The 13464-nt window shown below is 49.7% G+C and carries 9 protein-coding genes; 7 read left to right on the forward strand and 2 right to left on the reverse strand.

Going from position 1 to position 13464, the window contains the following annotated elements; translation table 11 throughout:
* The first annotated feature begins 13 nt into the window (after window positions 1-13).
* A complete protein-coding gene (locus L21SP3_RS00265) occupies window positions 14-973 on the forward strand; it encodes an AEC family transporter (protein ID WP_077538400.1) in 960 nt (319 codons plus the stop codon).
* Between the two features lie 258 nt (window positions 974-1231).
* Here L21SP3_RS00265 and L21SP3_RS00270 read toward each other — a convergent pair whose 3' ends face one another.
* On the reverse strand, window positions 1232-2050 hold the full coding sequence (locus L21SP3_RS00270; RefSeq protein ID WP_118084494.1) for a PEP-CTERM sorting domain-containing protein: 819 nt from the start codon (window positions 2048-2050) through the stop codon (window positions 1232-1234).
* A gap of 239 nt (window positions 2051-2289) precedes the next feature.
* Between L21SP3_RS00270 and L21SP3_RS00275 the strand changes: the two genes are divergently transcribed.
* The 6 genes from L21SP3_RS00275 (at window position 2290) to L21SP3_RS00295 (ending at window position 12622) form a co-directional block, all read left to right on the forward strand.
* The gene (locus tag L21SP3_RS00275; protein ID WP_077538404.1) at window positions 2290-3924 is read left to right on the forward strand and encodes a flagellar basal body P-ring protein FlgI; all 1635 of its coding nucleotides are present in this window, start codon (window positions 2290-2292) and stop codon (window positions 3922-3924) included.
* A gap of 11 nt (window positions 3925-3935) precedes the next feature.
* Window positions 3936-7484 (forward strand): chromosome segregation protein SMC, encoded by a 3549-nt coding sequence (smc, locus tag L21SP3_RS00280; protein ID WP_077538406.1) that lies wholly within the window; start codon window positions 3936-3938, stop codon window positions 7482-7484.
* Between the two features lie 14 nt (window positions 7485-7498).
* Window positions 7499-8740 carry a M16 family metallopeptidase gene (locus tag L21SP3_RS00285; protein ID WP_077538408.1) on the forward strand — a complete coding sequence of 414 codons (1242 nt, stop codon included), beginning with the start codon at window positions 7499-7501 and terminating at the stop codon, window positions 8738-8740.
* A gap of 9 nt (window positions 8741-8749) precedes the next feature.
* Window positions 8750-9970, forward strand: a complete 1221-nt coding sequence (locus L21SP3_RS00290; protein ID WP_077538410.1) for a M16 family metallopeptidase — start codon at window positions 8750-8752, stop codon at window positions 9968-9970.
* A gap of 133 nt (window positions 9971-10103) precedes the next feature.
* Window positions 10104-11429, forward strand: a complete 1326-nt coding sequence (locus tag L21SP3_RS11940; RefSeq protein ID WP_161488014.1) for a hypothetical protein — start codon at window positions 10104-10106, stop codon at window positions 11427-11429.
* The gene (locus L21SP3_RS00295; RefSeq protein WP_161488015.1) at window positions 11429-12622 is read left to right on the forward strand and encodes a radical SAM/SPASM domain-containing protein; all 1194 of its coding nucleotides are present in this window, start codon (window positions 11429-11431) and stop codon (window positions 12620-12622) included. Before L21SP3_RS11940 ends, L21SP3_RS00295 begins: the two co-directional genes overlap by 1 nt.
* Before the next feature lie 137 nt (window positions 12623-12759).
* Here the strand turns inward: L21SP3_RS00295 and L21SP3_RS00300 are convergent, their stop codons facing one another.
* On the reverse strand, window positions 12760-13431 hold the full coding sequence (locus tag L21SP3_RS00300) for an OmpA/MotB family protein (protein WP_077538413.1): 672 nt from the start codon (window positions 13429-13431) through the stop codon (window positions 12760-12762).
* Window positions 13432-13464: the final 33 nt, after the last annotated feature.

The following is a 13464-nucleotide window of genomic DNA, read 5'->3' on the forward strand; positions in this document are numbered from 1 at the left end:
ACGGAACTGTATTATGGACTCAGAAGCCCTGCAGCATATACTGAATATTATATCGCCCATTTTTATAATGATAGGGCTTGGAGCGGCTCTAAAGGCTTGGAACTTTATCACAGACGACCTTGCAGAAGGGCTCAACAAGCTCGTATTCTGGGTGGGCATACCGGTATTCCTTTTCTACAAGATTGCCGCTGCCGAGAAGAGCTTCGCAGATATAATAAACCTCTATTACGTGGTGATGATTGGGGTGGCAGCGTCTGTGGTAACAGCATTAGTTGTTGCGTTTCTGCTGAAGTTGGACAAACCCAGCAAAGGTGCATTCCTGCAGGGGGCATTCAGGGGCAACATACTGTTTATCGGTCTTCCTCTGGCCGTTTTTACGTTTGCCGATCAGGGCTCAGGCAAGATTGCTGAGATCGAGGAGCTTGTGCTTCTGTCTATATCCCTTCTCACGCCCAGCTTCAATCTGATTGCAATATTTCTCGTGGTTTCAACGACAGCCAAGATAGACATCGCCTTCCCCGCGAAGGTGCTCAAGCGTATGATAAAGAATCCGATTATTATATCTGTGCTTTGCGGGCTTGCCTATGCGCAGCTGTTCGATTCGATACCCCTGCCTGTGGAGCGGAGCTGCCGGATAATCGGACAGATGACCCTGCCGCTTGCCATACTCTCGATAGGTGCGAATATCGTGGCCTCGAGGGGGGCGTCGGATTTCAATATCGCATTCCTTGCTTCTGTTATAAAGGTGGTAATCGGGCCGGCCGCAGGCTTCGCTGCGATATACTTCCTGTTCGATATGCAGTATGAACAGCAGGTGATAGCAATGCTGTTTTTGGCCTGCCCCACGGCAGTGAGCTCTTTTGTGATTGCTGAACAGCTCGGGGCGAATAAGAACCTTGCCGCTGCGATTATTGTGGTTTCCAGCATACTCGCTGCCGGGTCAACCGCCGGCGTGCTGTATCTGCTGCAGTAGAACGCGGTAGTGAGCTGCAGGCAGAATTTAATCCGCAGCTGGATTTGCTTCTCATTGAATTTAAGGCTATGTCTTAAAAGGATTTACAAAAACTTGGAGTTTTTCGTGAGTTTCTTGGTAAAAAATTAATTCTCGGCAAATTGTTCCAGCCGCAAACACAGCTTACCCCCGGCAGACAGATTCTCTCTTAAACCAAAAGCATCATCTCAATGCACAGGCAAACCGGTGTGTGCATAATTGCCGGATCAAACGTTCGGCTTATTCAGAGCGTTTTTTTCTGCCAATCATAACCAGTCCGCTTCCGAGAAGGGCAAACGTTACTGGTTCCGGTACCCGCTCATATTCGAGCATACCGAACCCGCCAGATGAATTGTCGAGGCAGATTTTAATCTTGTTGAATGTCCCGTCTGCAACACCTGTAAAAGCATCCTCAAGGTCTCCGCTGGTTATTTCGAATTCATTGGCATAATGATCTTCAAATTCGATTGAATTATCGGAGTTGTACGTATCTTTGAAGTAGTTGCCCTGTTCAAGATAGTTTGCCAAAGGCACCTCTGCAACAAGATCGTTATCTGAAAAGGAATCCCTGTAGAAGGAAATTCCTACACACACGCTGTCGCCAGAGCTGTATTCTTCGGAATCTGCGAAGGCAAATTTGAAACCTTTCATCAGAGTGCTTCCGTAGTCGATAAAAATAGAGCCGCCTCCGCCTTCATCGTCTGGGTTGTCAAAAATAGTATCTCCATTGCCGGGGTCGTATCCATCAGTGTTTTCCTGAATGATTATGATATTCCCCACTGATGTTTGAAGATCAGATAGATTTCCGCCTTCCCAGTCTGTATTAGGAGGGCCTTCCAGATCGGGGTCGGCCGTGCCTGTGAGAGTAGTATCAAAAATTGCCACAGAATCAGGCCCGCCGCCAGTATTGTCAGCGGAAAAGGTGATTCCAGAAAGCTGATCTGTAAGCTCTTGACCGTTATCAAACTGATCAAGATCTATCTGCTCATAAGCAGAATAGGAATACGAACATACCAATGCAACTGCCAAACCGCAGACTGCTAACAACATACTTCTCATTTCAAAAACCTTTCAATTAGTAAAAGAATTTCAATATTTTATAAAGATGATAGCATATTCAGAAGGTGATTTAAAGCTTAATTTTTGTTTTTTTTAATTTTTTCTGGGGTATTTAGAAAACCGGCTCAAACGCCTCTGGCCATGCAAGCTATTATCTTGACGGCAATGCTTTATTCTTTAACATCTAAATTGTCCCGTTAGAAGTTCAAAGCGGGGTGAATTTATTTGAGGATCTATCCATGAAACAAAAAAGCTGTTTTATTATCTTGTCGCTGGTAATACTTCTGGCAGGCTGCTCAGAGCAGGCAAAGGTTAAAAAGCCTGAGAAGCAGGACAAACCGCCTCTACGGCTCAACAGCACAATAGGCAACCTCTGCAATCTCTACGCTCCGGACGGGATAGCAGTGGAAGGTTTTGGGCTGATTGCAAACCTCAACGGGAACGGGTCTTCCGAATGTCCTACTCGGGTGAGGGAGTATATGATAAAATACATCCAGCAGATGCTTGGCGATGCGAATCGTCTTGAAGCGATGCGGATGCTTCGTGATGAGGATAATGCAGTTGTCAGGGTTTATGGTTACGTCCCGGCAGGAGCGAGGCAGGGACGGAAATTTGATCTTTTCGTTGAAGCCCTCCCCAGCACTCAAACCACTTCGCTCAAGGGCGGAAGCCTCTACACCTGCAATCTCACCTCTCGCTCAAGACTCGGAGTAGAGGGGGCGAAGATTCTCGCAAAAGGCAAGGGGCCGGTATTTTTAAACTTCGCAGGCGGGCAAGAGCCGAATCTCCGAAGCGGTTATGTAATCGGCGGGGGCAGATTTCAGGAAAACAACAGGCTCTATATCGAGCTCAAAAAGCCCAACTACCGCCTCGCTGCTGTAATACGCGACCGAATCAATGAGCGTTTTGGCGAAAAAACCGCCAAGGCTCGCAGCTCGCAGATTGTAAACCTGAACCTCCCAAAAGGCTACAAGCAAAACTACAGCAAATTTGCAAACCTCGTAGAAGCGCTTTACCTCTACGAAAATAACAGCTCTTTGCAGTCCAGAATAGAAATCCTAGCCAAAAATCTCACCCAGCCTCGAAACAGAGATATCGAATACGGACTTGAAGCAATCGGCAAGCCTGCGGTAAAAACATTAGTTCCTTATCTCAAGCACGAAAAGCCTCTTGTTCGTCTTCGTGCGGCAAGATGTCTTATCAATATGGGCTATGAGGATGCGGGGTCAGTGTTAGTGGAGCTGGCTAATATGAATCCCTCGCCTTATAAGTATGAGGCGATTGAGGCGATTGGCGAATCAAGCGCTTCGCCTACAGTTAAATCGCTTTTGCGGGAATTCCTCTCGGATAATGATTTTCAGGCCAGACTGCTGGCATACAAGTATCTCAGCGAGGCATCTGATCTTGCTGTGATGCCCAAGCTTACATCCGCCGGCTTCCGCATAGACACAATGCTCGCCCAAGACAGCGAACCTCTTATCTATATCAAAAGGAAGGATCAGCCCCGAATCGCTCTTTTCGGCATTGACATTCTTCTCGGACAGAACGTGTTCCTCTCGCTGGATAAAGGCGATCTTCTGCTTGATAATCCGGCCGGCAAGGATCAGATTATGATGCTCCGTCAGCACCCTGATAAGAAGGGGGTTATCGGGCCGATCTATGCAGATTTTAACGTTGAGAGCCTAATCAGCAGGCTTTGCGATAAAACTGTCAAATCCAGCGGGGTGCGCAGCGGGCTCGGCCTTGATTTTACAGAGGTTGTCCGCGTGCTGAATGAGCTGGATAAAAAGGGAGCGATAAAATCAAAACTTATGCTCGGCCCTCTTCCGGATATGCCGGAAAGATCGAATAGAATTGAAAAACTCAATCAATAGCCTCGGGATATATGAGACTTAATAAAATAATACTTCACGGCTTCAAAAGCTTCGCGGATAAGACAGAATTCTCTTTTGAAGACAGCATAACGGGGATTGTAGGCCCAAACGGCTGCGGCAAGAGCAACGTGGTTGATGCGGTTAAATGGGTTCTCGGCGAGCAGAGCAAGAAGAGTCTTCGAAGCTCTCAGATGGCAGATGTAATCTTCAGCGGCAGCAGCAAGCGCAAGGCCTCTGGCATGGCGGAGGTTGTGATGATCTTCGGTGATGTTGACGGGGAAGGCAGCGAGCTGCAGATAACCCGCCGGCTCTACCGCGACGGAGACAGCACATACCTTATGAACGGGAAAACATGCCGGCTCAAGGACATCCGCGAGCAGTTTATGGATACCGGCGTGGGCGTTAGCGCCTATTCGATTATCGAGCAGGGACAGATTGGCCAGCTGCTCAGCGCATCAAAGAAAGAACGCCGCATGATCTTCGAAGAGGCAGCGGGAATAAGCAAATTCAAGGCGCATAAGAAGGAAGCCCAGAGAAAGCTCGAAAAAACAGAAGAGCGTATGCTCAGGGTAGCCGATATATACAACGAGGTGCAAAAGCAGCTCAGGAGCGTCAAGCTCCAGGCGGGCAAGGCGAGGAATTATGTGGAGTATAAGGAGAGGCTCGATAAGCTGCGCATGCAGTATTACCTTGCTGAATACAAAAGGCTCGAGGGCAGAAAAGCTCAAACCGAAACCGAGCTTGCCGGCGTGAAGGAAAGCTGTGCGGAGGTGTTCAGGGAGCTCTCAAGGCTTGAGGCTTTACAGTCTGAGCTGCAGAATTCTCTCCGCGAGAAGGAGCATACCATAAGCAGCAAAGACGGCGAGATAATTGCCGTTAAGGGCAGGATAGAGCAGACCAGCCAGCGCGCGGATTTCCTGATGAACAGGCTCGATGAGCTTTCCAAGAGAAAAACCGACGCCTCAAAGAAAATTTCAGAGCTCGATAACCAAAAAACTATGCTCGAGGCCGAGGTGTACAGATGCGAGAATGAGCTTTCTGATGTTGCCTCGCAGGCTCAGAGCAAGCAGGACCAGCTCTCAGAGCTTCAGGAGCTTCTCAACGAGGCCGAGCTTGATGTTTCCAGCATCAATTCACGCATAGAAGACCAGAAGACCAATGCTCTGGATGCTGTGCGAAAGACAACCCAGATCAAGAACGAAATACAAAACTCTCAGAACAGGGCTGAAAACCTGAGAATAGAGAAGGAAAGGCTTTCCAAGAGTGTCAGCTCTCAGCAGGCGCAGCTCGAATCATCTCAGCAGGATAAAAAGCAGAAGCAGAAAGAGCTTGAGGAGGTTAAATCCCGCCTTGAAGAGCTTAGCGGCAGGCTTGAGGCAAACAAGGATATGATAGCCCGGCTCAACGAGGAGATAAGCGAGAAGGTAAACCATGCCGCTTCGGAGAAGCAGGAAAAAAGCGCATTGGAAAGGGAGTACAGGCTTCTCAATGAGCTCGAAAAATCCAACGAGGGTGTGGGCAAGTCTGTAAGCAGACTGCTGGATGAGGTGGAGAAATCCCCGGAGAACTACAGCTACATCTGCGGGCTGGCCTCGAAGATATTCGAATCGGACGTTAAGCATTCAGTGGCTGTAGAGGCGGGGCTGGGCGAGATGGTAAACTGGCTTATCGTTGAAGACTGCGAGAGCTTCGTGAAAGACTGGAAGCCGCTTGCCGATAAGTCCGGCAGGCTTGGGGCAATTGAGAACGGGCAGGTCCCCGCAGAATCGGCAAGCCAAAGCAGGCATCGGAGGCTTTCGGAATTTGTCCGCTGCAGCGAGAAGTTCAGCGGGCTTAAAGAAAGGCTCTTCTCAAGCTTTATCGTGGCGGAGGATATAGATAATGCCCTCCAGCTTAGAAGCGGGCTCAAAGAAGGCGAGCAGATTGTAACCCTTTCAGGCGAGATTGTCGGGGCGGGAGGCAGAGTAAAATTCGGCAGGGGCTCGGGGAATCTCGGGATTATCTCCAGAAAAAGCCGGATGAACGAGCTGAATACAAAGATTGAAGATGTCCAGAAAAGCATCAGCGAGATAGAGGCCGGCATCGATGAGAACAACAGCCGGCATAAGGAGCTCTCGGAAACAGCCTCGCAGATCGGAAGCGAGATAGAGCAGGCAAACTCAGACCGCTACAAAGCTCAGTCCAGTATGCAGCTGGTTGATCAGGCCATCGAAAATATCCAGCGCGATCTGCCAGAATCGCAGAGAGAACTGGAGGGGATAGACGAAAAAATCCGCGAGGCAGAGAAAGCGAAAGAGGAAAATGAAGCCAGCCTGAAAGAGATAGAGCAGCAGACCAGCTCCAGCGATTCACTGCTCGAAGAGCTCCGCAACCAGAGCGAAGAGAAACAGCAGTACAAAAACGAGCTCAATTCGCAGGTTACTAATCTCAGGATCAATATAGGGCAGGATACTGTGAAGCGTAATGCCCTTAAGCAGGAGCTCAGCGGGCTCAAGGGCAGGATTGAAAGCGTTAAGCTGAATATCAAATCCGTACGAAGCGATATTGAAGGCGGAGATGAGCAAATCGAGAGCACAACTCAATCCGTTCTGAACGCCGAATCAGATCTCAGCGAGCTGTATTCACGAAAAGAAAACCTCGCTGATGAGGCCTCTGAACTGCGAAAGAACGCATCAGAGCTCTTCGAGAAGCTCTCTGAAACCGAAAAAGACCTGAAGGAAAAGAAAGAGTCTAACGCTGAGGGCGAAAACCGCCTCCATAAGCTCGATCTGGATCTCAGCGAAACGAAGATAAAAATCGAAGACCTGATCCAGAAGGCAGCAGACGAACTTGAGACGGATATAACCACCCAACAGCAGGATCAGCAGTTTGAAGAGTCTGAGGTGAACTGGGATGAAATCAAGCAGGAGATATCCGAATTGAAGGCAAAGATCTTCAGACTCGGGAATGTAAACGTCGATGCGATAGACCAGCAGGACGAGCTCGAAAAGCGCGAGGCATTCCTCTCCGAACAGATAGACGACTTAACCGAAAGCAAGAACAAGCTCTCAGAGCTGATAAACCGCATCAACGTGGAGAGCAGGGAGAAATTCCAGGACACATTCGAGAAGGTGCGGGAGAACTTCAAGGAGATCTTCCGAAAGCTCTTCGGAGGCGGAAAGGCCGATATCCATCTCGACGATGAGGACGAGCCCGACATCCTCGAATGCGGCATCGAAATTATCGCCCAGCCCCCGGGCAAGGGCGCCAAGGCCATCAGCCTTCTAAGCGGAGGCGAGAAAACAATGACCGCTATAGCGCTTCTTTTTGCCATCTTCAAAACTAAGCCCTCGCCGTTCTGTTTCCTCGATGAGGTGGATGCAGCTCTGGACGAGGCCAACAACGAACGCTTCAATATGATCGTTCAGGAGTTCCAGAAAGACTCGCAGTTTATAATTGTTACACACGCAAAACGGACAATGAGCATTGCGGACAAGCTCTTCGGCGTTACAATGCAGCAGCAGGGCGTGAGCAAGCGGATTACCGTTAAGTTCGACAGTGAAGATACCGACGCAGCTTAATTTGAAAGCGATATATGAAAAGAGAAACAGACAAACACATTTTGAAAAACGGAATGACCGTACTGGGCGAACCTATGGAAGAGGTTGGCTCGGCGGCATTTAATTTCCTCGTTCCCTGCGGGACTTCCCGCATAGGCAAAGACCTCCAGGGATCGGGCAAGATACTCAAAAACTGGGTAATGCGCGGGGCAGGGGGTCTCAGCGGAAGAGAGCTCACAGACCGTCTCGATGGGCTCGGCCTGCATCGAAGCAACGCTGTAGGCAGCTATCGGATGGGCTTTTCTGCAGCGATGGAGGCGGGCAGCCTTCTCGATGCGCTGGAGCTGTATTCATCTATCCTCCAGCGTCCCGAGCTAAGCAGCGAGCAGTTTGAGCTCTGCAGGCAGCTTGCGCTGAGCGAGTTTATGGGGCTCGATGACAACCCGAGGCAGAAGGTAATGATAAACCTCCGCGAAAAATTCTACCCCGAACCGCTCGGCCTGAATGCATTCGGCACAATGGACTCGCTCCACTCGCTCACAAGCGAAGAAACAGCATCTCTGATCGATAAATACTTCAGTATGCCCGATACGATATTCTCTGTAGCGGGCAGTTATGATTTTGATAAGGTTTGCAGCCGGCTTGAGGAGCTTTTCGGTGGGGCGGAAGATAAAAACATCCCGCACTTCAAAGCAGAAAAGCCGCGCAGAGGATACTGGCACGAGCCCCACGAGGGTTCGCAGGTGCATATCGGCTTAATGACCGAAACCGTCCCGATCCGCAGCGATAAATACTTCGATGCGCAGGTGGCGGTCTCTGTGCTTTCGGGCGGAATGAGCTCAAGGCTTTTTACAGAAGTTCGCGAGAAACGCGGGCTGTGCTATGCAGTGGGAGCTAATTACAATACGCTGAAAGACGAGGCGGGAATTTCCTGCTACGCCGGCACTACGCCGGACAAGGCAGAGGAAACGCTCGAAGTGGTAATAGATGAATTCAAAAAGCTTAGAGACGGAGTGTCCGAAGATGAGCTCGCCCGTGCAAAGGCCGGGCTAAAAAGCACAATCGTAATGCGGAGCGAATCTTCGATGTCTCGGGCATCTTCAATCGGCGGGGACTATAACCTCCTGGGCGAGGTTCGCTGCCTTTCTGAAATCAAAAGGCGGATTGAAGCGGTAACTCTCGACAGCCTTCAGGAATTCCTCGATTCAAATCCTTTTGAGGAATTCTGCATTGTGAGCATCGGCCCGAAAGAAATCGAAGCAGCAAAGAAAATTTGAGGTAGCAGCATGCAGTTTAAGAGCAAAGTCCTTGATAACGGACTCAAAATAGTAGGCGAGACCACCAGCAGCTCACTCTCGGCAGCCGTTGGATTTTTCGTTAAAACCGGCTCACGTGATGAAACAGCTGAAATCAGCGGGGTTTCGCATTTCCTTGAGCATATGGTGTTTAAGGGCACTGAGAATATGAACGCGCTGGAAGTGAATGCCGCCTTCGACAGAACAGGCGCACAGTTTAACGCTTTTACCAGCGAGGAGAATACGGTTTTCTTTGCGGGAGTTCTTCCGGAATTCCTTGAAGACGTTACCGCTATTTGGGCGGATCTTATGCGTCCTTCACTGCGGGAAGATGATTTCGATATGGAAAAAAACGTAATCCTCGAAGAGATTGCGATGTATGAGGATATGCCGCAGTTTGATGTGGTGGACAAGGCAAAAGAGCTGCACTTCTCAGGCCACCCCTGCGGAAACAGCATTCTCGGGACGGGCGAATCAATCAGAAATCTCAAGGCAGACCAGATGCTCGAATACTTCCGCCGAAGATACAGCCCCTCCAACATTACAGTTTGCTGCTGCGGGAATTTCAACTGGGAGAATTTCGCTGCGCAGATTGAAAAGCTCTGCGGACACTGGGAAAAGGTGGAAACGAAACGAGAAACCAGCTTCACTGAAGGTACTGCACAAACCAAAATCTACACAAAGAAGAACCTCTCCCGCGAGCATATATGTATGGTGAGCCCGGGAGTTTCAGCGCAGGACGAAAGACATTATGCGATGAACCTGCTGAGCCTGATTATCGGCGATGAAAAGGGCTCACGGTTTTACTGGCAGCTCGTGGATACGGCAATCGCAGAGATTGCATCAATGCACTACGAGGATATGGACGGCGTCGGTGCGTTTTACAGCTATTTCCAGTGCAGTCCGGAAAATTCCGAAAAGACAATCCAGACTGCAAAAAAGGTGCTCGAAGATGTGCGCGATCAAGGCGTTACAGAAGAAGAGCTCGATAAGGCAAAGCACAAGGCCTTAAGCGCCCTTACGCTGAAAAACGAACTGCCTATGGGCAGGCTCATCAGCGTTGCATTCGATAGCGTGTATCTCGATAAATACATCCCCACAAAAGAGCAGATCGAGAAGATCAGGGCTGTGAGCGTGGAGGATGTGAACTCTGCTGCGAGGATGTATGATATGGTAAACTGCTCGCAGGCCGTTCTTACGCCCGAAAAGTAAAGCACTGCTCAAACGAAAATTTAAGCCCTTCGCCGCTGCTGGCGGGGGCTTTTTTAATTACTGCTTCTTGCAGGCCGGCGGGAATGTGTTATGATATTTCCGCTGTTAGAATATTTTGTTTTAAGGATTCAATATGAGTGATGAGGAAAATAATCAACCGATTACCGATGCCCCGCCAAAACAGCCGGCTAAGCCTCAAGAGAAAACAGGCAGGACCCTTGAGATATGGTATAGATTTTCTTACGCTTTAATTTTAGTTTGCCCGTTTTTAGCTGTATTTCTGCCGGCTTTTTTGCTGCCTGAGGCAGGTATTTTTGTTTCTTCCGTGATTGTTGGGCTGTTGGCATTTTTATCATTAGCTGCGGTTTTTCTGCTCGCTGTTTTCAGAAAGAATCAAATTCAAAAGCAGGGCGGTTCAATATTCAGCTCTGAATTCATTCTGCCGGGCTTAACCACTCCTGCTTTGATCATTCTTACAGCATTAACTGCATGGGGCGGAAGCTTTTATTACGCATCATTTTTTCAATCAGGCGAAATTTCGATGATGCCTCTTATCGGCAGCGTAGTATTAGATTACCCTGAGAGAAATAACGGCCAAATCCCAGACGCAGATAAATGGTGCGATCAGATAAAGGCTTCAGTAAGCGAAAAATCCTATTTGGATAATGTTAAAGGATTCGGCAAAGGAGACAAAGAGAGCTGCCCGTTTGCATTAAATGAAAAAGCGCTCGCACTTGGCGAAGATGCCCCTGATGATATGGTTTTGGTTTTTCCGGTGAAAGAGGGCTGGAACAGCTCCGGCGGCCTTGAGCTTTTCCATGCTGAAGGCGGTTCTTATTTTGTGAAAGTATTTTTGGCCGGCGGAAAAACTGAAACTTTCCGCCCCAAATACGCAGAGAATCTGCGTTGGAGCGTTGATGATAAGATGGATATCCCCGAGCCTCCCGCTTATGCATCTTCAATTATCGGGGGATTGATTTGCCTGTCTGCTGCGGGGGCGTTTATCCGCAAACACTCAATCTTTCTCCGCTGGCGTGCGGGGTTTGCGATTTTCATTACCGTTCTCTCGGGCGGGGCAGGAGCGGGTTTTGCGGCTCTGGCAGAAGGGATTTTTTATTCTCAATATTACAGGAATTACAATATCGGCTGGCTCGCAGGCGCAGCAGCCGGGATTGCTGCCGGCGTAATTTTCACCGGCCTGCTCTGCAAATGGAAGCAGCAATCCCCCGAAGGCTTCAAGCTGATGGGCTGGGCAACTGCAGCGGGAGCTCTAACAGGCCTTCTGGCATCCTCAGCAGCGCATCTAATCCTTATTGCAGCTTACGATTTCTACCTGCCCTACCCGATAATGATCGCCTCGACTTTCGGGGCGTACGCCGGATTGGTTCTCGGCGGGATAAGCATTGCCATCCTCCAAAAACTGCCCATAAAAAACGCCCAATCTTCGGGTCAGCAGTAATGAATATCAAAACAGCTTCCGTACTCGCATATTACTTCTTCCGCTGCCTAGGCAGGCTGCCGGCAAAGCACCTTCTCTACCTTGCCCGAAAGCTGGGCAGTGAGAACCCTCGCCTTTGCGGCGGGAAGCTCTGGATAAACACATTCTTCCCGCCTATCCCGTCTCCCGCATTCGAGCGGTTTATGGATTCGGTTTTGGCGAGGTCGAGAACGCCGTATTCTGCTTATTTCGCTGTTACAGCCCGCTGCCCGCATTCCTGCCCGCACTGCAGCTATGCCGGCCGGCAGACTGGAGAGCTCTCCACCGCCCGGGCACTCGATATAATCTCCCAGATCGATTCGCTGGGCTGCCCTGTAATCGGGTTTACCGGAGGCGAGCCGCTTTTAAGGGAGGATTTGCCCGAACTCATAGAAGCCGGCTCAAAAAACGCATCTGCTGTGCTGTTTACAACTGCCCAGGGGCTAACTCCAAAGCTTGCAGAAAAGCTCAAAAGCGCAGGGCTCAGCAGTGTTATGGTGGGGATTGAATCAGCAAGCAGGGCAGAGCACAACCGGCTTCGGGGCAGCGAGGATTCTTTTCCGCAGGCCGCTGAAGGTATCAAAACCGCAAAACAGGCAGGGCTGTATGCCGCCGCATCCACAATGGCATTCAGAGAAAAAATCCGCTCAGGTGAAATTGAAAAAATTGCCCGCATGTGCGAGAGCCTCGGCGCGATGGAGCTCCGCATACTTGAGCCAATCCCAACAGGCGGTATATGCGGAGATGATTCGATTATCCTCTCGGAGGAAGAATCAAGAGAGATGGCGGATTTCCAGAAACGCTGGAACAAGCGCAAATCCGGCCTTGCGGTTTGCAGTTTCTCGCATCTCGAATCCGATGAGATGTTCGGCTGCGGCGCAGGCTATCACCACCTGTTCATTGATTCGGCTGGAAATGTAAACCCGTGCGATCTCACCCCGCTCTCGTTTGGAAATGCTTTAGAAAGGCCGCTCAGCGATATATGGAAGGATATGGAGCAGTTTTTCCCTCTGCCCAGAAGGGGCTGTTTTATGAAAGAGGCAGCGGGGAAGGGCATTTTGCCCGCCGCCGGCAGTGAGCTTCCGGCAGACCCAGAGACAAGCCGGAGCATCTGCCGCAGCATTCCCCGAAATGGCAGGCTCCCGAAGGTTTACGAAAATTACCTCAAACGCTGAGCCCTCAGGCCGTAATAAATGGGAATTTTCCACGGCTGAACTAAAAACGGATCGAGGCAGCCTGCCAAACCTGCAGCAAAAAAAAAGCGGGGAACTCTAAGAGATTCCCCGCTAAAACATTACTGCTTTGAAGCTTGCTATTTCATATTCACGACAATCTCAACACGCCTGTTTTTCTGTTTTCCTGAGGATGTAGCGTTTGAGGCCACAGGCCTGCTCTCCCCGCAGGCAACTGCACGGATCTTGGAATCCGGAATCCCCTGATCGGTGAGATACCTCAGCACAGAAAGGGCTCTCTGGGCGGAAAGCTCCCAGTTGTCGTCCCAGTCTGATTTCCTGATTGGGTCTGAGTCTGTATGGCCTACAACATCAATCTCCTTGCCCGCATATTCGCTCTGTATTACCGAATATATGTGGTTAAGGTCGGCATTGCGTGTGCTTTTGAGCGAGGCCTTGCCCGGGGCGAAGAGGATCGTATTCTGCAGAGTTACTGTGATTGTGCCCTTGTCGGCATCAAACTCCACATCATAATCCTCGCCGAAGCCTGTTGCATCTTCGGGCGTCTGGTTGAGGTCTTCAATCTTGGATTGCAGCTCTGCAATCTCATTTTCCTTGCTCTGAAGCTCGCTGGACAGTGAGCTTTTCGCTGCGGATGCCTCATCCAGCGAAGACATACAGTTGTCGTATCTTCCCTGAAGATTTTCATACTGCACATTCAATCCTTCATACTTCTTCTTCCAATCGGTGCAGCCTGAAAGAACCATCGCTGCAACTGCGAGCACAGATAACTTTAATAATGCTGATTTCATTTTAACTCCTGTAAAAGAAACTTTTTTTCTATT

It is taken from the genome of Sedimentisphaera cyanobacteriorum (assembly GCF_001997385.1).
In the GTDB taxonomy this organism is placed as follows: domain Bacteria; phylum Planctomycetota; class Phycisphaerae; order Sedimentisphaerales; family Sedimentisphaeraceae; genus Sedimentisphaera; species Sedimentisphaera cyanobacteriorum.

Excerpts from the sequence above, each read along its gene's own strand:
- L21SP3_RS00295 (WP_161488015.1), top strand. The coding sequence starts at position 11,429 with ATGAATATCAAAACAGCTTCCGTACTCGCATATTACTTCTTCCGCTGC.
- L21SP3_RS00275 (WP_077538404.1), top strand. The coding sequence starts at position 2,290 with ATGAAACAAAAAAGCTGTTTTATTATCTTGTCGCTGGTAATACTTCTG.
- L21SP3_RS00265 (WP_077538400.1), top strand. The coding sequence starts at position 14 with ATGGACTCAGAAGCCCTGCAGCATATACTGAATATTATATCGCCCATT.
- L21SP3_RS00270 (WP_118084494.1), bottom strand. The coding sequence starts at position 2,050 with ATGAGAAGTATGTTGTTAGCAGTCTGCGGTTTGGCAGTTGCATTGGTA.
- L21SP3_RS00290 (WP_077538410.1), top strand. The coding sequence starts at position 8,750 with ATGCAGTTTAAGAGCAAAGTCCTTGATAACGGACTCAAAATAGTAGGC.
- L21SP3_RS00285 (WP_077538408.1), top strand. The coding sequence starts at position 7,499 with ATGAAAAGAGAAACAGACAAACACATTTTGAAAAACGGAATGACCGTA.
- L21SP3_RS00300 (WP_077538413.1), bottom strand. The coding sequence starts at position 13,431 with ATGAAATCAGCATTATTAAAGTTATCTGTGCTCGCAGTTGCAGCGATG.
- L21SP3_RS11940 (WP_161488014.1), top strand. The coding sequence starts at position 10,104 with ATGAGTGATGAGGAAAATAATCAACCGATTACCGATGCCCCGCCAAAA.
- smc (WP_077538406.1), top strand. The coding sequence starts at position 3,936 with ATGAGACTTAATAAAATAATACTTCACGGCTTCAAAAGCTTCGCGGAT.